The sequence below is a fragment of the Microcoleus sp. D3_18a_C4 genome (assembly GCF_036702415.1).
GTDB lineage: Bacteria > Cyanobacteriota > Cyanobacteriia > Cyanobacteriales > Microcoleaceae > Microcoleus.
The window spans coordinates 1-18,491 of the sequence record NZ_JAUBTI010000005.1 but is presented as its reverse complement, the minus strand read 5'-3'; the positions used below and the strand labels follow the sequence as shown (position 1 = coordinate 18,491).

Sequence of the window (18,491 nt, the reverse complement as noted above, 5' to 3'; positions counted from 1 at the left end):
ATCTCGATATCAATGCTCGGAATAATCAGCTCGATTGGCTTTGGTTTATCAACAATAGCTGAGCACCGACAAGCAGATAATTCCGTTGCTTGCACTCCTAGCGAACAACCCGAGGAAAAATCGGAGACTTCGCCGCGAAAAACTTAGCGCTAAAATGGAGGCTCTGCCTCGCTTTACAGTTGTTTCTGGAGTCAAGTATTTTATTGTGAATAACACCGCAGAAATTGCTTTTTCACCGCTGACAAAAACTTCGCCGCCCCGATCGCAGCGTCCGATTTTAGCTCTGATACTGACGCTATTTGCTGCTGGTGCGGCCGGTTTGAGCGCCTACGGGTGGCGGCAGAGCGTTTTATTTCTGATTGGAGGCTTGCTGGGCGCGAGTTTGTATCATGCAAGTTTTGGCTTTGCTTCTGCTTACCGCAAATTATTTGCCGATCGCGATATTACAGGTGTTTTAGCGCACTTGTTGATGTTAGGAATTGCTACTGTACTTTTTGCTCCCGTACTTGGATCAGGAGAGGCATTCGGACACAAAATAGCCGGGGCTGTTGCGCCTGTGGGCTGGCAAAATGCGATCGGCGCTTTTCTATTCGGAATTGGAATGCAATTGGGCAGCGGCTGCGCTTGCGGCACGCTTTGGACAATTGGCGCCGGCAGCGCGTCAATGCTATTAACGCTGCTGACTTTTTGCATCGGTTCTTTTGCAGGAAGTTTGACCAGACACCTGTGGAATTTGCCATCGCTACCGCCGATATCTTTAGGAAAAACTTTGGGATGGATGCCCGCAGTCATCTTGCAGCTAAGCGTATTTCTGTTAATTGCGATCGCCCTCTGGCAGTGGAATCGCACCAATGGCAAGCAACCCTTAACAGCAGATTTTATCATTAAAACTCCTCAATCTCACATCAAGAATCAATGGCTTTACGGGCCTTGGTCTCTCGCTGCCGGAGCCTTTGCCCTTGCCTTTCTCAACTGGGTAAAACTGTTAATTGACGGCAGGCCTTGGGGAGTGACTTGGGGGTTTACTTTGTGGGCGGCAGAATTTGCTACCGCTTTCGGCTGGAATCCCGCAACTAACCCGTTTTGGAATACTCCCGACAAGTTGGAATCCTTGCAAAAAGGCATCTTTGCTGATGTTACTTCCGTGATGAATTTTGGCATTGTTTTGGGTGCAATTTTAGCAGCGGCTTTGGCTGGCAAGTTCGCCGTCAAAACAAACCTGTCGTTACCCAAAGTTGCAGCCGTTTTGAGCGGCGGTTTCATGATGGGTTACGGAGCGTTGCTGGCTTTTGGCTGCAATGTCGGCGCTTTTTTTAGCGGTATTGCTTCTACCAGTTTGCACGGTTGGCTGTGGATTGCGAGTGCTTTGTTGGGCAGCGTTGCGGGAATTAAATTGCGATCGCTCTTGCGACTTGAGAATTAATCTCCAGCATTCATGGGCGATCGACCTCTGTAGGGACAAAGGCTTTGCCTTTGTCCCTACCCGCAGGTCGCGTTTTCCCACCAAGCGCGCCTAAAACAACAAACTACTGTTTATGTGTAGACATTAAGTATTTAATAGTTTAATGTATTAGATTAAGTAGAGAGAGGTGGCGATCGCACTCAAAGATATATCGCCAAACTGCTAGCAAAACAGTCTCTCAATCTTGCCACTGTTGCCATTAATAAGAATTGCCACATCAGCGAAATCTTATAGATTATCCGGGCCAATCTCATCAGGCTACATTTGCCCTATATCAAGCGCATTAAACTTAATTATGCGCTCAATCTATCTGAGAAAAACAATAGGAACTAAGAAGCATCAATGCGGAATCATCATCTCGCAGATAGTGTCTTGCAGCCATTTAAGAAAAAAAACGGTTTGCCAGTATTTTCTCTTAAATCAGCCGCTCTGTTAAAATCGTCCCTGTTCAAAGGTGACGGTGCAATCTTCGATCAAATTCAGAATGGTCTGGGCAACAGATAATTTGCATCGAATGTGCGTTAATTAAATTTAATCATCGACTCGTCAATAAGTTCAAAAGCAAGGGCAACAATCGCACTTGTTTTTTTGTTTGTGTTGATTTCTTTCTTCTCACTGCCAACAGATGCGATATCTCGCACCTGTTTACTGCCCCCAAATAGGTGAGTATGAACTCATATGTTGCACCATTCTCAATTAGCCTTTTATGAACAGGCTTTTCGGCCTGTTCCACAACAGATAAATTTTCTTGTGGAACAGGCCGAAAAGCCTGTTGCTGACAATGGTGCAATATCTCAGTATCAATCAACTTAACGATGACACAGCATATATCCGCCTACCTATTTAGTAGTTACTTTAAGGCGGCGGTATTGCCTTTAATATACTCGCTCCCTGCAACATTTGAGACTCTCCTGCTCTACCCGCTTCGGGGTATTCCCAAGACGGTGCAAAGGGCGGAACCAAGAAGGGGCAAGCTTTCCACCCACCCTGTACCCCCACGCCCAGCATCAGGCAGTTTCCGCCCCTGTGCCCGTGCTGCTCGTAATACCGACAGTGCCGACAGCTTAAACCTACATTTACGTTGCTCACGGGATTTCTCCAACCGTTTTTGTAATAAAGATATATTAACACCTGTAGACCTACCGGAATTGTGTACTATTATATAATGTACAATTTAAACTCGATCGCCAGTGGGGAATGTGGAACTATCTTCTAGAGTACAATATGCCCTGTTAGCCCTCTTGGAACTGGCGAGCCACCACCCGAAGGATTCGCCCCTAACAGTAAGCGAACTTACTGCTTCTCAAGAGATACCCGAACGCTATCTAGACCAAATTCTTGCCGTGCTGCGGCGTGCAAGTATTGTCCAGAGTTTGCGGGGTGCTAAAGGCGGTTATTTGCTGGCGAAAGAGCCTTGGCAGATTACTTTGCTAGAGGTGTTTTCGACACTCGAAGGCGACGGCAGCGGCCCGACCCAAAAAGTTTCGGAATCTGTAACAATAGAAAAAACTGCGGTGCTAGAAATCTGGCAGGAAGCTCAACAGGCATCTTGGGCTGTTTTGGGCAAATACACATTACAAGATTTGTGCGAACAGCGGGATGTTCGCAAACAAGCACATCCCATGTATTACATTTAAGTGGAGAGAAATTAAGCCATGAGAATTGCTAAGGATGTTACAGGAATAATTGGCAGAACTCCTTTAGTTCAGCTCAATAAAATTCCCCAAGCCGAAGGAGTAGTTGCTCGAATTGTGGCAAAATTGGAAGGGATGAATCCGGCTGCTTCGGTGAAAGATCGGATTGCGGCAAGCATGATTCAGGCGGCAGAAGATGCGGGGTTAATTCAACCGGGAAAAACTATTTTAGTTGAACCGACTTCAGGCAATACTGGAATAGCTTTGGCAATGATTGCGGCGGCGAAAGGCTACAGTCTGATTTTAACGATGCCGGATACGATGAGCACGGAACGCCGATCGATGCTGAAAGCTTACGGAGCTCAGTTGGAATTAACTCCGGGACATGAAGGGATGTTAAGCGCGATCGCCCGTGCGGAAGAAATTGTAGAAGAAACCCCCGATGCTTTCATGCTGCAACAATTTCGCAACCCCGCTAATCCAAAAATTCACCGGGAGACAACGGCCGAGGAAATTTGGGAAGATACAGAGGGTAAAGTAGATTTTTTAGTTGCTGGAGTTGGCACCGGCGGTACGATTACTGGAGTTGCTGAAGTAATTAAACCGCGAAAGTCTAGTTTTAGGGTAATTGCAGTTGAACCAGCCAGCAGCCCTGTACTTTCTGGAGGAAAATCTGGTGCTCACAAAATTCAAGGGATTGGTGCAGGATTCATCCCGGAAGTGTTGAAACCAGAGTTAATTGATGAAACAATCGCAGTTAGCGACGCAGATGCGATCGCTTACAGTCGTCGGCTGGCCAGAGAAGAAGGATTGTTGTCAGGAATTTCTGCAGGCGCCGCTTTGTGTGCCGCCATTCAAGTCGGCAAGCGTCCCGAAAATGCTGGAAAATTGATAGTTTTTGTGCAGCCTTCTTATGGTGAACGCTACCTCAGTACAGCCTTGTTCAAAGATTTAGAATTACCGACTGTCAGCGAACTCGAAGCATTAGTCAGCAAGTATTAAATTGTAGTAGGGCATTGGTAACAACTTAACGTCAAACCGACAGTCTCTCTTGTTATATCGAAGTCTAGATCCCCCCTAACCCCCCTTAATAAGGGGGGGACAAGATTCTTCTCAAAGTCCCCCTTCTTAAGGGGGATTTAGGGGGATCTAGACTCGGCTATAAACAAGATATACAAAGGTTTGTAGGGCATTGTTGACAGCAATGGGCCCGGCACTACCCCTACTTTTCAGACTTGATACAACTTCCAACTAGCCATCGCCAACATTCCGTAAATAACAAACTTTAGCGGGCGTTGAGGCATAATTTGGCAGAATTTAGCACCTACTAAAACTCCCGGCACCGAACCCAACCAAATCGGCAAAACTAAAGTCCAGTCTACCGTTCCGAGGCTGAGGTGTCCCAGAGATGTAAACATCAACAAAATTGCCGCTTGCGAAATATCTGTACCCACCAATTTAGAAGTATCCAGGCGGAAAAAAGCAATCAGCAACAGTGCAAACATCGAACCGGAAGACACGCTAGTGATTCCCACTATGCAGCCTAAAATTGCTGCCGCACTCACAGTACAAATACGGCCATAATTAGTATTTAAGTCCCATTTAGCGGGCGAAGGCAATTTAAAACTAGGGAAAAATGTTTTGACCACTAATTTGGTCAGCGATAAAGCGACAATTAGTGCGATTCCTACTCCGAGACAGCGCAGCAATATGCTGTCTAAGTCCTGACTTCCGCTGGATTTGATGCAGTGTAAAATCCACACGCCAGTCAGCGAACCGGGCACGCTGCCCAAAGCCAGCCACTTAACTATTTGCAAGTCGAGGGTCTTTTGCTGCCAGTGTTTGAAGCCACCAACAACTTTCATCAGTGTGGCTGCTACGACATCCGAACTAATAGCAATTGATGCTGGAATTTGGAAAACAAAAATTAACATTGGGGTAATGAGCGAGGCTCCGCCAACTCCGGTCAAACCAACGATAATGCCCACAAAAAAGCTGAGAAACGATAGTAATAAGTAGTTCACTGTTATGCCCAAAAACTGTGTATTTAAGCGCTGCCAACCAACAAATAGATAACTTGGGTGGCTACAACAACACAGCTACACAGGCTAAATATCACTTGCATTTCAATATGCGTTGCCAGGAGTTTTGCTTTTCAACGCTTGAGATTTACTGCGTGTTAAGCTACCAAAATTTTGGCAAAAGTAAGTAAATGCCAATCAATCAAACTACAAAAAATGTAGTGTAAAAGCTCCCTAATTTTCTTATATGTACCTGTGTAACTGATGAAAAATCCTGGATTTATGGGGTTTATATTCGGCGTTCTACCTTGAAGTGACCACCGTCACAGGTAAAGCATAGCTGAGGTTAACCGAGTCCTTGCCGGAAAAGAAATCGGGAGTATCGAGAACATTAAAATGAATCAATGCCACAATGACCACAGTGAAGGCGGTTGATGATACTAAACCCGTCAATAACTCTTTTTTGAGGTTTTTTTCCTTGGGTTTGTCGGCAAAAACATCTAAAGTTCCTAGCTGCATCAACAGAATTCCCACAATATTGGAAAGCCAGTAGCCGACAATTGTGCAAGGAAACAGTAAATCTGGGGAAAGCCAACTGAAGATATACCCAAAGGCGTAGGCAATTGGCAGATTGAAAAATATGTCGTTCCACCAACACAGGGGTGATAGCAAATATCCAATTGCCAGAAGCAACCCGCCTCTGATCTTTTTAAACCAGACTTCGTTAAAGCCCTTAGCTTCTGGCAACTGTTGGGTGAGTTGTCCTGGAATCTGGTACTCTTCAATGACTTTTTTAGCGTTTTCCACGTTAATAGCTCATTACTGGATCGACTTACCGTAGTTTAACAGCCCAAATCAGTTATGTCTAGTAAGTCAATCAAGTTACCGTATTTTGTGGAAGCGGCTAAATATACTTTTTTTGCGGTACTAAAATATCTATCCGAGAGAGGTTGTTGAGAATGCTGGCTGGTGATAATTTAGGCGCCGATCGACAAATTGAAAGTTTCCGGCAAATGCTTGACAGTTTGCCAAAGATATGCAGTGTCGATGCCCCAGTAAAATTGCAGGTAAACGAGCAAAAGCCCGATCGCGACTGTCAGGCCCAGCAATTTAGGGACTATTTTCGCCACAGTCTCCAGCACTACGAATGCAGCCCAGATAGCAGCAGCTAAGATGATAATGGAAGCGATCGTGGCAACTGTATCGCTGTTCATGATTAACTCCTGTTGACAATCAATCGGGTATGACAAAACTACTTGGGCTCAGGGCGGTTGCCAAAATCGAATAAATTACTCCAATCCCCAATAAGCCCACAGCAAAACTGAAAAATAAAACCATGCCGTCTGGGGGATTGTAGGTATCGTGGTCAATTTGGTGGCGAACGGTGAAGTAATGCTTAGTTGAGATTAAGACTGTCACCCAACCTATTAGAGAGAAGATTAAACCCAACTTCCACCCCATCGCCTCGCGGTAATGTACGGGCATTTGCACGACGCGAAGTCGGATGATGACGACGCCAAAACCCATGAGTGCGATCGCAGCCCGCATCCATGCTAAGAAGGTGCGCTCATTTGCCGATCGATCGATCGCCCGCGACAGATTTTGCTGTTTTGTTTTCTCATCATCTACTTGCATCGGTGGGAGCTCACATCTTGCACCATTCTCGATAAGCCTTTTTTGGGCGGGCAGGATGCCCACCCCACAAGAAAATGCACTTTTTGTGGAACAGGCCGGAAAGCCTGTTCTTGACAATGGTGCAACATCTCAGTTGGAACGATAATTGCACGCGATCGAACTCTTTAATATTCATATTAAACCGCCACCATTATTCAGGTGCCATCAAACCAAATGAGCTAGAAGGAACGGTGAACATATAATAAATTACCCCAGCCCCTAGGATTGCGATCGCGAGGCTAAAAAGAATTACCCAGCGATCCGTAGGTTCATAAGTATCGTAATCGATATCATGACGGACACCAAAGTAGTGCTTAGTTGAGAATAACACCGTCAGCAAACCCACTGCCGAAAAAAGCAAACCCAACTTCCAGCCATTGCCGGGAGTTGGGAGTAGAGGGGGATGAAAGGTGCGAAGGCGCACGATAACTACGCCAAAACCCATCAGCGATATTGCAGTCCGCATCCATGCTAAATAAGTGCGCTCGTTTGCCAAGTGATCCCGCACCCGCGACGGATTTGGTCGCTTAATCTTTTCTGTAATTACTTTTGTGGATTTCCAATTTAATAGCATAGATAAACCTTTTAATTTTAACGGGAAATGAGAAGGTAAACCGATATATTTTCGCTGGGATGATTATCCGCCGGGTATTTATACCCGGCGGGATTTTGCGTTGCAACGGGCTTTACACAGCCGATCGCATTACAACTTCACCAAAACTAATCATTTTCCTCAGTTGGTGCGTTGGGAACTTGCGTATCTATGTAAGCCTGAGTCACATCAGGAACAAACCAATTCGCATCCCCAGGCTGGAAAACCTTAGCAGTAGGAACGTTGAATTCTACAGCCCCCGTATCGGGATTAGCTCTGGCTACAACTTGAGTGCCGTCAACTATCTTAACAGCTAGACCGCCCGTCAATTCTTCTGAAGGTTGATCGGTCGTTCTTAAATCGGTTGCTTTGACATCGCTGGCTAGATAAATTCCATCGCAATCCCATTTATGTTCAGTTGTTTGGCCGTCAGCTAGAAAATAAAGGGCATTCTCGTAAGTAGAAGAAGCGGCTTTTTTGCGTTTCGGGCCGTAGACAGCCAGGGTTTTTCCTGTCTCGTTGCGGCACTGACCCCAAGGTTTTCCCGTTTCTAAAGTGTATTTTTGAAACTCCAATTGAGAGATTTTTTTCTGGAACTCTTCAGGGGTATAATTCTGGGCGGTATCGGGTGCGTCTTTCGCTGCCTTGAGAGTGTTCAGAGCTTGAGTCACCTCTATGTAGTCGGGATTGCTCGCATATTTCGGCGTTTTTGGAGCGTCGGCCCAGGATGGGGGAACGAATACTAAATTGGCGGCCATTACCAAGAGCACTAAAACAAATTTGAAGATTTTCACAATTTTTCTCCTTTTCTCGATTGTCAGGTTTTTTCCAACTTTCTGTTTGCTTGCTATTTTAGGACTTAGGCAAAAACGATATCTCTTTACCTGGTTTGCCTGAGAAACCAAATTTGGCAGAAGCGAAAAATCTGTGTTTTTAGCATTATACCTATTGTCAAATTCGCTCTGCGTAGGGTAGTGGCGAAGCGATCGGGCGAGCGTTTAGGGATTCATCCTCAAGTTTTTAGCTCGGTTTGATTCACCACTACAGGATTTCTTGAGACAAGAGGTATATTGTTGCCTAAGTCTGGCAATTGGCTAGCTCAAAAGATGGTTTCAAGTTTCGTGACTACTTGAGGCTAAATTAGTTTGAAGCTGCTTTTAGCTTGGTCACTCACTTCATTATTAACTTAGCATATTTGTTGATAAATTTCAAGCAATTTACCGCCATTTTTAAGCAAGCAATTGTTAAAGTAAAAATGATGAGTTAGGACTTATGACTTATGGCAAATTATCTACCGACAGAGGGATGAAAGTAGCGAAACCTTGGCCGATCATTAGTTAGATTAAAATGGCGGGAGCAGCCGATAACTACCACTTTCAATCAGGATGAATATTCCCAAACCAATCAATACAAAAGGGACAGCAGCCTTGGTATAGCGAGTCAAAATATGGGCGATCGTCCTTTGGCGAGTTAACCGATAAGCGGCATAAGACCAAACACCTACCATCACCGAGAAAACCGCCAAAATCACCAGCAAGCTCGGCAAATCGCTGCTAGCAAACAGCGGCAAGTAGATACCGATGTTGTCACCCCCGTTAGCCACTGTTACCGCAGCCACATTCAAAGTTTGGGGATTGAAAAGATTTGCTAATTTTGACACAGGTGAATTAGATTTCCGGTTAAATTCGCCCGATACTGCTTGTACGTCATTCTCCTCATTTTCTCTCTTGACTAAGTGACTGATGCCGATCGCGATCGGAACCAAACCCAGCAAGCCAATCCAAGCTTTCGGCACAATTAAACCGCCAAAAAAACCGGGCAAACTAGCAGCGATGAGTGCTGCAAATCCGAGGTACTTACCGACAAAAATATGCCGAGGGCGGAAAGTATCATTTACCTGGGCGAAGAACAGCATCGAAAGCACCATATCGTCGATATTGGTTGCGGCAAAAGATGTAATACCGGCAATAATCGCTGCTGCAATCCAATTCATGTGCTGTCCCTGCAAATTTTCTAAACTTCAGTTTCGCTGGCGTTACTTCTGCTCATCGTTATCAAACAGAAACCGCAACCCAGTAAAGATATTATACTTAAAGTTGGGCTTGCCAGAGTGCCGCTTTTAACCAGAATCGCCATTCCCAATCCGATTAAAACAAAAGGCACAAGCTGATTGCCGTAGCGAGTCAAAGTATCCGCGATCGCCCGCATCTGAATTAACCGATAAGCAGCGTAGCACCAAACGCCCACCATCCCGAAGAATACAGTGAGAATCACCGCCAAACTTTCTAAAGTATTGCTAGCAAAAAGCGGCACATATATCCCGATATTGTCGCCGCCATTTGCCACAGTCACCGCTGCTACGCTGTAAGTTTGAGGAGACAGAAAACTGCTAAAAAAAGATTTCTCAGATTGCTCTAATTCTGCCTCAACTTCCGAATCGTCAGTTTCGGAATTCAGCAAGCGGCTAAGCCCGATCGCAATTGGCAGCAAACCCAGCATTCCGATCCAATCTGGCGGAAAGATTAAGCGGCCAAAAAAGCCGGGAAGGCTAGCCAAAACCAGTGCAGTAAAGCCCAGAAACTGACCGAAGACGATATGCCTGCGCCGAAATACTGCATTCACCTGCGAGAAAAACAGCAGCAGAATCAGAATATCGTCTAGATTCGTAGCCGTAAAAGCTGTCATTCCCGTAGAAATTGCTGTTAGTAATTCATTCATTTCTGTGTCTCCTCAGATTTTTTATTTGGTTGTACTCGCTGGGATCGTATCTTCGGAACGGGCAAGATGCCCGTTCCACAAAAATCAAATTTTATTGTGGGCTGTTGATCGGAGCAACGTCCTTGAAATGCTTATTGACAAGGCTGCAATATCTCAGCAAAAACCCAGTTGCTAAAAACTATTAGTTTTGACTGTGAACTGGTAACTGTTAATCAAAAACGATCGCTGTCAAAGGGAACGGCTTTCAATCGAACACCACCGTAAATTGCATTTTCTTCCTCGAATCTGGCATGAATTGCGTCAATACCCTGCTCCATCGAACCCACAAGTCCCGGAGAACGCAGCCGTTGCCAGAAAAACCATCCGCAAGTAGCCACCAAGTACATCAAGAACAAGTAAGGAAACGCATCGTAAGGAGCTTCTGGAGGTGGGAACATCGTGCTGCCGGGAATGCCCACGCTGCCCGCAATCGGAATCATCATAAATGCGATCGCCGCCACCGAAAACGCTACATCCCGCACGCGCAATTTACCAATTTTGTGCAGGTACATCGGTGCGGCGATCGAAATTAAGACGTACACAGTTAAAAATCCGTAGCTGCAAATTGCCCCCAAATAACCCATACAATCGAACAGTTTGATGTCAAACATAGACATCACAGCAGGCACCAAAAATGTCATAAATGTACACATCGTTACTGCAACGTGGGGAGTTCTATTAGACGAATGCGCTACACCTAATGAAGAGTGAAACAAACCGTGCCGCGCCATCATAAAAAACACTCTCGCGGCTGGATTGATGCTGCCGAGCACGCAAGCAAAAAAGCTAAATAAAGCGCCGAAAGCCACTAACTCTCCCAGCCAACCCATGCCCACTTGTTGCGCCAGAAAACTCAGAGGTTCTTCAGTATTAGTAATAGAAACTCCTGTACCGCTAAAACCCAAAACCTCAATATAGGTCATCAAAATGAAGAATAAGCCTGCCATGACAGCACTGCCCATGACAGCCCTGGGGATATTTTTTAAGGGTTTTTTCGCTTCGTCGCCCAGAGATGTAGCACTTTCAAAACCAGAGAAACCAAACATTACTAATACCAGTCCCGTCGCTATATTGCCGGGAGTTACGCCTTCCAAAGTTAATTGCGACATATCCAGGGCAAAACCTTTGTGCGCCCAGATGATGATTCCCAAGATAAAAATCGCCGCCACTGATGCCCCCTCCAGCCACAGCATCGCCATAGCTGAGAGTTGGATATCTTTATAACCTGCATACCAAGCAACGCCGGCCCCGATCGCTAACAGCGTAATCGGCGAGGGATGGATGCCTAAATGACCGATGAAAGTACCCGTAAAGTTGGCAAAACCACACAAAACGGCCATCGCAGTAAATAGATAAGCGAGTACCAAACTCCAGCCGCAAATTACGCCGGCCGTCGGGCCTAGTCCTTTAACAATATAAGAATAAAGAGAACCGGCAGAAGCCGATCGACTCGCAAATTGGTTGATATTGATGCTGACAAATACTAGGCCTATCAAGCCGATGAGAAAGCTCAGCCAAGCCCCGTTACCCGAAAGAGCGACAATTAACCCTAGATTAGATGCGGGTATAGTTGTAGGTGCAATGACAGCAAAGGATTGAGCTAAAACCTCTCCAAACGAGAGGCAGTCCGGCTTTAAGCCGTGGGGACTGTGATTTTTTGGCGTTTTCTTAGTCATTTATCAGAAAAATGGGTTTGAAACCCCGTCCTTTTAGGACGGCTTTACAGTTCGCCATGAGTTGTAAGCCAGAAACTTACAATCCGTGGGCTTTGCGTTTTGACACAGGCGTTTTCCTGTACCAAGACTGTGCAGGCTAATGCGAGATTTTTTCGCATCTTCGCCACCTACATAACACTTTCCATACGATAGATGCTTGACAATCCCCCCACGCTTCAATCCTTGCGACATGGAGCCACCGTAAGGACGGCGATATCCATTTTTCCCAGGGTTAAAAACGTGCAATTGTCTGCGATAAATACGGATGGGCTTACATTCCATCACCACCATATTTTCTGGTGATATATTGCCACCTACCAACAGGTAAGCTAGCACCCAAGAATCGACACAATGGGCATCAAAAACATTGGATAACTTTGCCTTACATTTTTTTAGACCTAATCTTTGACGAGTTAAGTAGGTGTCGGTATAGCCATCAAATAGGGTGAGAGGTGCAATTTTTTTCAACTCGGAATAACACCATTTTTTGCCAACTTCTAAAGGCGAAAATGACGTGTTCCACTTGTGGCAACCTTTTTTTGTCAATGCTTTTACATCCTCAATTCCAATACCGGAGAGGGGAAAGATGGTATCAAAAACTTTGACTACTCGGATTTTGAATTGCCAACGCGCCTTAGTGCTGGGAGGAATTGCGCCACGCGAACGGTTTTGACGAGGTTGGCGACAAGGTGTTTTTCGATTACGTCTTGCACGTCTGGCATTTGTACTTGTCTCTTCAGCGTCTTTAACCCAATCAACAGCATGAAACTGCTGATTTAAGTAGGTGTGAGCTTTTGATTTGACTGTGTACCCCTCACGTTTAGAACCCGGATCGATTCCAACTGCTACGGGTTGAGTATGACGATTTGAAGGTTCAACGTTTAAGCGAACACAAAAGATCCCTTTACGGAAAAATGGTGTTGCTTTTCCAGATTTAATCCAACGCTCTGCCCTTGCGGGTGTTGTTGGCATTAAAGGACGTTGCTCAAAGTCCACTACAGGAACGTATTGCATGGTGTTTGTTTGGCGATAAGCCTAACTGTTTAATTTCCTTCGACTTTGACTAACGGAGTGGTTACGGGTTAGGAATAGCGCCTGTAACGTCCAATGAAAGTGCCACCTTCAGTTAGTTCAAATTGGCTTCTCGGCCGTTGTCTAGTCCTACTTGCGCTTGTGTTCCACCTATGGCTTGGTTTCTCTACAAGCCCCATCCCTTTAGGGTGGGGTTAGTGACTTATCTTCTCTCTTGTTGCCGATCGACTTTTGGCGATCGGCTTAAACTTGTCGGTGCTGCTTCAGCATCGGACCCTGCGTTAGAAGCTTAAGTATCACCTTAAGGCTCTTGACAGGTAGAATCAAATGGTATTTTTTATCGAATTAATAAATACAAGTGATGCAGTGCCACGGCCCAAGAACTGTTGGAAGACGAGACCTATCTGTCGCCACCAGCCCAAACCCTTTATGTTAAAAGGAAAATTTAAATAGCGGCGGGCAACCGTGCTTTCGGGGAATTCCAGTCTGTACCAGAGACTCGAAAAGTTCAGGTCAAAGTTTAGCCGCCAAAGATTTTTATTTCAAAAAAGAACTGTCTGTATTTAGTAAAAGGGTACTCAGCATGGCCGGAATGACACTTGACCAACTGCGAGTTTTTCTAGCTGTCGCGGAACACCTGCACTTCAGCCGCGCAGCGGAGGAACTTTACATCACCCAACCCGCTGTCAGTGCGACAATCCAAAGCTTAGAGGCGCAATACGGAGTAAAACTATTTCACCGCATCGGCCGCCGCATCGAAATCACAGATGCTGGGAAGTTGCTGCAAGTTGAAACGCAGAAAATTCTCGACCAAGTTGCTTTGACTGAGAGAGGTTTGCGGGAGTTGAACGACTTGCAGCGAGGCGAACTAAACTTGGGTTGCAGTCTGACCATTGGCAATTATTGGTTGCCTGATAAACTTAGCAAGTTCAAACAAAAATATCCTGGTATTTGCGTGAATTGTACTCTGGCAAATGCCGAAGAAATTTGTGCGGGGACGGCGACGGGAACATTTGATTTGGGTTTAGTGACGGGAGATATTAAAGCTTCACTTAAGAGCACTCTGGAGGAAGAAGTTGTAGGCAGCGAACGCTTGCTGATTGTAGTTGGCAAATCTCACCCTTGGTTTGAACGTGCAGAGGTTAGTTTAACGGAAATTGTGAAAACGGATTGGGTGATGCGAGAAGCTGGTTCTGGAGTTCAGCAAATGTTGGAACAAGCTTTGCAAAGTTGGGGCATTAATCCCCATGAATTGAATGTAACTTTAGTTTTGAACAGCAGTGAAATGGTAAAAGCCGTGGTGGAAAGCGGCACAGGTGCAGCGGCTATTCCTGAATTGATGGTAAAAAAAGAATTGCACCTATCTACACTGCGAGCGATTAAAATTATAGATAGCCAACCAAGTTCTAATGTAGGTTTTGAAATAATTAAACCTGTTTTAAAACTGAAGCATCGACAGCGCTTTCAAACTGGAATTACTAAAGCTTTTGAACAGATATTAACTTAAGGTGCTGGTAATATCATGTCTGATCGGTCGCCCATAATACATAAGCCGGGCGGGTTTGTGAGATTGTCCGTTAGGGGCAAATATTATTGGTGAACCCGCCCCTACAAGAATCAGGGTAATCGACCGGACATGATATAATTGGTAATTCAGGAGTTACGCACGAATACTCAAGAAACCGGGTTTTTTACCGACATAAAAAGCTAAATTCCCTGTTTTTTTGTACGGGACTTGTGCACCGATAGTCAATCGATTTTAGATTTTAGATTTTAGATTTTAGATTGAAGGATTGACCCCACGGATAAATTCGGGGGGCAAGTTTCATCGGATACAGGTTTTTTATTTCTGGGTCCTGAGTTTGCGAAGGAATGAATCACGTGGCGGGTATCCTGGATGCTTTCGGTCAGAAACCGGGTTTTTTTCAGAAAATCCTTCGTTGTAGGTTACAGATTAGGTAAAAAACCCGGTTTCTTTGGGCTGATGCGTCCAGGGCTGTTATCTCTCCACCAATTTCCTCAAGTCCAATAAATTTTTACCCCCATCACCAACAATCAGTGGCAATTTCCCGTCCCATTTTTCTATAGCCTGCCTTTCCAAAAGTTCGGGAGTCAAATTGTCCCGCAGCAACCTTTGCACTTCGGCTTCTCCCTTGGCTAAATTCACCTTAGCCTCGGCCTGTTTTACTGCCTTCAGCGCTAAAAACTCCCCTCTTTTGGCCTCCTGTTCGGCAATTTGTTTCGCCTCCACCGCCTCGCTAAACCGCTCAGAAAAGTGAACGTGTACTAAAGAAATATCGTCTACTGCAATGTGATATGTAACCAGCCTCAAGGTCAAATAATCATCAACTGCGGCTTTTACTTCTCCCCGTTTAGTAATAATTTCTTCAGCCGTGTATTTGGCCATAACTGCTTTTAATACTTCTTCAACTGCCGGATCGATAATGCGAGCCACGACTTCTTTTTCGTCACCTATTTGTTGAAAAATAGCATTTGCTTCTTCTGGGATAATGTGCCAGTTGAGCGCTACATCCGTGAAAACATCTTGCAAATCTTTTGAGGAAGCTTCAGCGGAACTTTCCTGTTTTTGTACCCTGACGCTCAACTTTTTTACAGTATAAACGGTGGGGACTATTACGTGAATTCCTTCTCCGAGTACCTGTTCTTGCACTTTACCAAACTGCATCAGCACGCCCCGCTCTCCAGCGTTGACTATGACAAAGAATTTGGACAAAATAGCTAGAAATACTATCAAGAGAGCTAGTTGAACAGCTAGGTAAAAATCCTTATTTTTTTTATGGCTGGATTTGAGTGAGTCCACGTTACTGCTGGATTCTAAAACCATATTCCACCCCGATCGCACTTAATTCAATGGCCAATATTGATTTAACCAATCTTCTATTTTCCTGCCATCAACAACTGTTCAAAATCCGCTGCCGCCAAAGGAGGACTGAACAAATATCCTTGCATTATATCGCACTTATAGCGCCAGAGAAAATCTTTTTCGGCTTCTGTCTCAACTCCTTCGGCAATTACCTCAAGACAGAGACTGTGCGCCATTTCAATAATAGCTTTCACAATCGCTGCATTTGTGCAACCATCGGTGATATTGCTGATAAAACAGCGGTCTATTTTTAAAGTATCGAAGGGGTATTGCGTCAGATAGCTTAAAGAAGAATACCCAGTTCCGAAATCATCAATAGATATAGAAACTCCCAATTTTTTCAATTGTTGCAAAGTAGCGATCGCACTTTCGGCATCTTCTACCATCAAACTTTCGGTCAGCTCTAATTCCAAACTGCTCGCTTGCAAACCAGTCTCTGCTAAAATTTGAGCAACTCTGCTGCTGAGATCCGGTTGGTGAAATTGCCGTGGCGACAGATTCACCGCTACCCGCCGCCCCGAAAAACCAGCATTTTCCCAAACTTGCATTTGCCGGCAAGCTGTCTGCAAAACCCACTCCCCTAACTGTACAATGAAGCCAGTTGCTTCTGCCTGGGGAATAAATTCTGCGGGCGAAATCAGCCCTTTTTCTGGATGCAGCCAGCGCACTAAAGCTTCGGCGCTGATAATTTTACCAGTGTGGACATTGACCTGCGGCTGATAGTAAACTTGGAATTCTTCTCGTTCCAGTGCGTCGCACAAACCTGTTTTTATCCGCTCTAATTTGTCGGTGGCATCTTGGATAAATTCGCTGCTTTGCGATCGCAAAGTATGGTACTGTTCGGCGACAGCTTCTTGTTTTTTCAAGCGGCTCGATATCGCCCCCACAAGTTCAGCTTTAGTAAAAGGTTTAGTCAGGTAATCATCTGCTCCCAATTCCATACCTTGCCGCATTTCAGAGCGATCGGCTTTACCTGTGAGAAAAACAAAAGGAAGTGTAGCAGTAACAGGATTCGATCGCAAGGCCACCAGCACCCCGTACCCGTCAAGTTCCGGCATCATCACATCGCAAAGAATCACGTCGGGAAGATTTGACACCGCCGCATTTAAACCTTGCGCTCCATTTTCTGCACCCGTCACGTCGAAACCTTCAGCTTTGAGGAGTTTGAGAATATTCTCGCGAATTAGTTGCTCGTCCTCAATCACTAGAATCTTTTTCATACGTCATTCCCTGAAAGCGGTATAATTGATAGGCGTTACTGAACGCGATAAGCGTCCCAATAACTGAGAACGCACAGCTCGATCGGCCCAACAGCGGAATATTTTCCGACACAAATAGCAAACACCTGAAAAACGCTAATTTTTCAAGCACAACTAGATTAATGTTTCTGTGCTTACTCAGTGCCGTCCGTATTATTACGAGGTTAATTAATAATCTCTCAACTAATTCTAGGCGATCGACAGTTAGCAGCCCCTTAAATAACTGCTAAACTAATTGTGCCACCTGAACGATTGTCTGCAAACAATCTCAGCCTATTTATACCAGTTGCCAAAAACCCTGCAACTGCCAGCAAGTTCCAAACCCTTGCAGAGTCAGTCTTTCCCCATTCTTCCATGTAAAATCTCAACTTTTAAATCTCAAATGGTATTACCTACTGGATTCCCTGAACCCGCACAGATTGGGGTGATAGAAGTTAAGCAATATCCTCAGTACCGCGCTGTCACCTACACCCACGCGGGCGATTTGCGACAAGCAACTGGCATCGCCTTCAATCCCTTATTTCAACACATCAGCAACAACCAAATTGCGATGACAACACCAGTAGAAGCGCGCTACACGGAAACTTCCGGGCAAATCGATGCAGTTCCCCAAGCAGAAGTTTCGTTCCTCTATCCCGCACCAAATATCGCCCCCAGCAGCGTTAACTCCGCTGTAGAAATCACGGATACTTCGCCGATGACGGTTGTCAGCATCGGCGTGCGCGGGGCCTACACTTGGGAAAGCTACGAAAATAACCTCCAGACACTCAAAGATTGGCTTCAAGAACATCCCGAATACGAAATAGTCGGGCCGCCGCGCCGCTTTTTTTACAATTCCCCGATGACGCCGGAAGCAACTAAAATCAGCGAGGTACAAATTCCGATCAAGTGCCGCTGACGTGAACAACTAATTCGCGAATGTGACCCCGCTGGCGGTGTTCCCACAGGTAAATTCCCTGCCAAGTTCCTAACAGCAACCTGCCGCGATCGATCGGGATTTGTTCAGAAGTATGAGTCAGCGCAGTGCGAATGTGCGCCGGCATATCGTCTGGGCCTTCGGCATCGTGAATGTAGCGATCGTCCTCCGGTACCAGTTTAGCTAAAAAGTTAGCCAAATCCTTAAGTACATCCGGGTCAGCATTTTCTTGAATCACCAAACTAGCAGAAGTGTGGCGCAAAAATAAGCTACAAAGTCCCGTTTTAATACCTGAATTCGCCACCGCATCTTCTATCTTAGGAGTGATTTTGGACAGAGATTTCCCTGTAGTTTGAATCTTGAGTATCTGTTGGTAATGAGTCATAGGATTTGGGATGTGGGATTTGAGATTTGGGATTTTCAAAGAAACTATTGCAAAAATATTCTCCTATTGTTACCTCTTACTTCTTCCTTTTTTATTCTGTAGGTTGGGGCCCGTGGAACGAAACCCAACACTCATTAATTGGATGTTGGGTTTCGTTCCA

Annotated in this window: 19 protein-coding genes; 5 read left to right on the top strand and 14 right to left on the bottom strand. The window is 45.3% G+C overall.

Annotated elements, in window-relative coordinates; translation table 11 throughout:
• Positions 1 to 154 precede the first annotated feature (154 nt).
• A complete protein-coding gene (locus QUB16_RS04050; protein ID WP_333314208.1) occupies positions 155 to 1,423 on the top strand; it encodes a YeeE/YedE family protein in 1,269 nt (422 codons plus the stop codon).
• An 894-nt stretch (positions 1,424 to 2,317) separates the two neighbouring features.
• Here QUB16_RS04050 and QUB16_RS04045 read toward each other — a convergent pair.
• On the bottom strand, positions 2,318 to 2,551 hold the full coding sequence (locus QUB16_RS04045) for a hypothetical protein (RefSeq protein WP_333314206.1): 234 nt from the start codon (positions 2,549 to 2,551) through the stop codon (positions 2,318 to 2,320).
• A gap of 110 nt (positions 2,552 to 2,661) precedes the next feature.
• Here QUB16_RS04045 and QUB16_RS04040 point away from each other — a divergent pair, with 110 nt between their 5' ends.
• The gene (locus QUB16_RS04040; protein ID WP_333045935.1) at positions 2,662 to 3,099 is read left to right on the top strand and encodes an Rrf2 family transcriptional regulator; all 438 of its coding nucleotides are present in this window, start codon (positions 2,662 to 2,664) and stop codon (positions 3,097 to 3,099) included.
• 18 nt (positions 3,100 to 3,117) lie between these two features.
• Entirely contained in the window at positions 3,118 to 4,098 is a 981-nt protein-coding gene (gene cysK / locus QUB16_RS04035; protein WP_333314205.1) for a cysteine synthase A, read from the top strand.
• 227 nt (positions 4,099 to 4,325) lie between these two features.
• Here cysK and QUB16_RS04030 read toward each other — a convergent pair whose 3' ends face one another.
• The 10 genes from QUB16_RS04030 to QUB16_RS03985 all read right to left on the bottom strand — a co-directional run bounded on the left by QUB16_RS04030 (position 4,326) and on the right by QUB16_RS03985 (position 12,869).
• A complete protein-coding gene (locus tag QUB16_RS04030) occupies positions 4,326 to 5,120 on the bottom strand; it encodes a sulfite exporter TauE/SafE family protein (protein ID WP_333314203.1) in 795 nt (264 codons plus the stop codon).
• Positions 5,121 to 5,420: 300 nt separating this feature from the next.
• Positions 5,421 to 5,924, bottom strand: a complete 504-nt coding sequence (locus QUB16_RS04025; protein ID WP_333314201.1) for a hypothetical protein — start codon at positions 5,922 to 5,924, stop codon at positions 5,421 to 5,423.
• Positions 5,925 to 6,094: 170 nt separating this feature from the next.
• The gene (locus tag QUB16_RS04020; RefSeq protein ID WP_333314200.1) at positions 6,095 to 6,331 is read right to left on the bottom strand and encodes a hypothetical protein; all 237 of its coding nucleotides are present in this window, start codon (positions 6,329 to 6,331) and stop codon (positions 6,095 to 6,097) included.
• A gap of 19 nt (positions 6,332 to 6,350) precedes the next feature.
• On the bottom strand, positions 6,351 to 6,752 hold the full coding sequence (locus QUB16_RS04015) for a DUF202 domain-containing protein (RefSeq protein ID WP_333314199.1): 402 nt from the start codon (positions 6,750 to 6,752) through the stop codon (positions 6,351 to 6,353).
• A 190-nt stretch (positions 6,753 to 6,942) separates the two neighbouring features.
• A complete protein-coding gene (locus tag QUB16_RS04010) occupies positions 6,943 to 7,365 on the bottom strand; it encodes a DUF202 domain-containing protein (protein WP_333146423.1) in 423 nt (140 codons plus the stop codon).
• A gap of 146 nt (positions 7,366 to 7,511) precedes the next feature.
• Positions 7,512 to 8,177 (bottom strand): hypothetical protein, encoded by a 666-nt coding sequence (locus QUB16_RS04005; protein WP_333314197.1) that lies wholly within the window; start codon positions 8,175 to 8,177, stop codon positions 7,512 to 7,514.
• Positions 8,178 to 8,725: 548 nt separating this feature from the next.
• Complete coding sequence (locus QUB16_RS04000; protein WP_333314196.1) at positions 8,726 to 9,376, bottom strand: cadmium resistance transporter; 651 nt, start codon at positions 9,374 to 9,376, stop codon at positions 8,726 to 8,728.
• Between the two features lie 20 nt (positions 9,377 to 9,396).
• Positions 9,397 to 10,101 (bottom strand): cadmium resistance transporter, encoded by a 705-nt coding sequence (locus tag QUB16_RS03995; protein ID WP_333314194.1) that lies wholly within the window; start codon positions 10,099 to 10,101, stop codon positions 9,397 to 9,399.
• Between the two features lie 212 nt (positions 10,102 to 10,313).
• Entirely contained in the window at positions 10,314 to 11,816 is a 1,503-nt protein-coding gene (locus tag QUB16_RS03990) for an APC family permease (RefSeq protein ID WP_333314193.1), read from the bottom strand.
• Between the two features lie 33 nt (positions 11,817 to 11,849).
• A complete protein-coding gene (locus tag QUB16_RS03985) occupies positions 11,850 to 12,869 on the bottom strand; it encodes an RRXRR domain-containing protein (protein ID WP_333314192.1) in 1,020 nt (339 codons plus the stop codon).
• Positions 12,870 to 13,479: 610 nt separating this feature from the next.
• Between QUB16_RS03985 and QUB16_RS03980 the strand changes: the two genes are divergently transcribed.
• Entirely contained in the window at positions 13,480 to 14,394 is a 915-nt protein-coding gene (locus tag QUB16_RS03980) for a LysR family transcriptional regulator (protein WP_333314191.1), read from the top strand.
• Between the two features lie 492 nt (positions 14,395 to 14,886).
• On the opposite strand, the gene QUB16_RS03975 is transcribed toward QUB16_RS03980, so the two are convergent.
• Together QUB16_RS03975 and QUB16_RS03970 are read right to left on the bottom strand one after the other, a co-directional pair.
• On the bottom strand, positions 14,887 to 15,732 hold the full coding sequence (locus tag QUB16_RS03975; protein ID WP_333314190.1) for a prohibitin family protein: 846 nt from the start codon (positions 15,730 to 15,732) through the stop codon (positions 14,887 to 14,889).
• Between the two features lie 53 nt (positions 15,733 to 15,785).
• Positions 15,786 to 16,991 (bottom strand): EAL domain-containing response regulator, encoded by a 1,206-nt coding sequence (locus QUB16_RS03970; protein ID WP_333314189.1) that lies wholly within the window; start codon positions 16,989 to 16,991, stop codon positions 15,786 to 15,788.
• Positions 16,992 to 17,412: 421 nt separating this feature from the next.
• On the opposite strand from QUB16_RS03970, the gene QUB16_RS03965 reads away from it, so the two are divergent.
• Positions 17,413 to 17,928: a heme-binding protein gene (locus QUB16_RS03965; protein WP_333314187.1), complete on the top strand. Its 516-nt coding sequence runs from the start codon at positions 17,413 to 17,415 to the stop codon at positions 17,926 to 17,928.
• On the opposite strand, the gene QUB16_RS03960 is transcribed toward QUB16_RS03965, so the two are convergent.
• Positions 17,915 to 18,331 (bottom strand): secondary thiamine-phosphate synthase enzyme YjbQ, encoded by a 417-nt coding sequence (locus QUB16_RS03960; RefSeq protein ID WP_333314186.1) that lies wholly within the window; start codon positions 18,329 to 18,331, stop codon positions 17,915 to 17,917. The two genes, QUB16_RS03965 and QUB16_RS03960, sit on opposite strands and share 14 nt — an antisense overlap.
• Positions 18,332 to 18,491: the final 160 nt, after the last annotated feature.

Excerpts from the sequence above, each read along its gene's own strand:
- QUB16_RS04020 (WP_333314200.1), bottom strand. The coding sequence starts at position 6,331 with ATGAACAGCGATACAGTTGCCACGATCGCTTCCATTATCATCTTAGCT.
- QUB16_RS03990 (WP_333314193.1), bottom strand. The coding sequence starts at position 11,816 with ATGACTAAGAAAACGCCAAAAAATCACAGTCCCCACGGCTTAAAGCCG.
- QUB16_RS03995 (WP_333314194.1), bottom strand. The coding sequence starts at position 10,101 with ATGAATGAATTACTAACAGCAATTTCTACGGGAATGACAGCTTTTACG.
- QUB16_RS03985 (WP_333314192.1), bottom strand. The coding sequence starts at position 12,869 with ATGCAATACGTTCCTGTAGTGGACTTTGAGCAACGTCCTTTAATGCCA.
- QUB16_RS03965 (WP_333314187.1), top strand. The coding sequence starts at position 17,413 with ATGGTATTACCTACTGGATTCCCTGAACCCGCACAGATTGGGGTGATA.
- QUB16_RS03960 (WP_333314186.1), bottom strand. The coding sequence starts at position 18,331 with ATGACTCATTACCAACAGATACTCAAGATTCAAACTACAGGGAAATCT.
- QUB16_RS04000 (WP_333314196.1), bottom strand. The coding sequence starts at position 9,376 with ATGAATTGGATTGCAGCAGCGATTATTGCCGGTATTACATCTTTTGCC.
- cysK (WP_333314205.1), top strand. The coding sequence starts at position 3,118 with ATGAGAATTGCTAAGGATGTTACAGGAATAATTGGCAGAACTCCTTTA.
- QUB16_RS04015 (WP_333314199.1), bottom strand. The coding sequence starts at position 6,752 with ATGCAAGTAGATGATGAGAAAACAAAACAGCAAAATCTGTCGCGGGCG.
- QUB16_RS03975 (WP_333314190.1), bottom strand. The coding sequence starts at position 15,732 with ATGGTTTTAGAATCCAGCAGTAACGTGGACTCACTCAAATCCAGCCAT.
- QUB16_RS03980 (WP_333314191.1), top strand. The coding sequence starts at position 13,480 with ATGACACTTGACCAACTGCGAGTTTTTCTAGCTGTCGCGGAACACCTG.
- QUB16_RS04010 (WP_333146423.1), bottom strand. The coding sequence starts at position 7,365 with ATGCTATTAAATTGGAAATCCACAAAAGTAATTACAGAAAAGATTAAG.
- QUB16_RS04050 (WP_333314208.1), top strand. The coding sequence starts at position 155 with ATGGAGGCTCTGCCTCGCTTTACAGTTGTTTCTGGAGTCAAGTATTTT.
- QUB16_RS03970 (WP_333314189.1), bottom strand. The coding sequence starts at position 16,991 with ATGAAAAAGATTCTAGTGATTGAGGACGAGCAACTAATTCGCGAGAAT.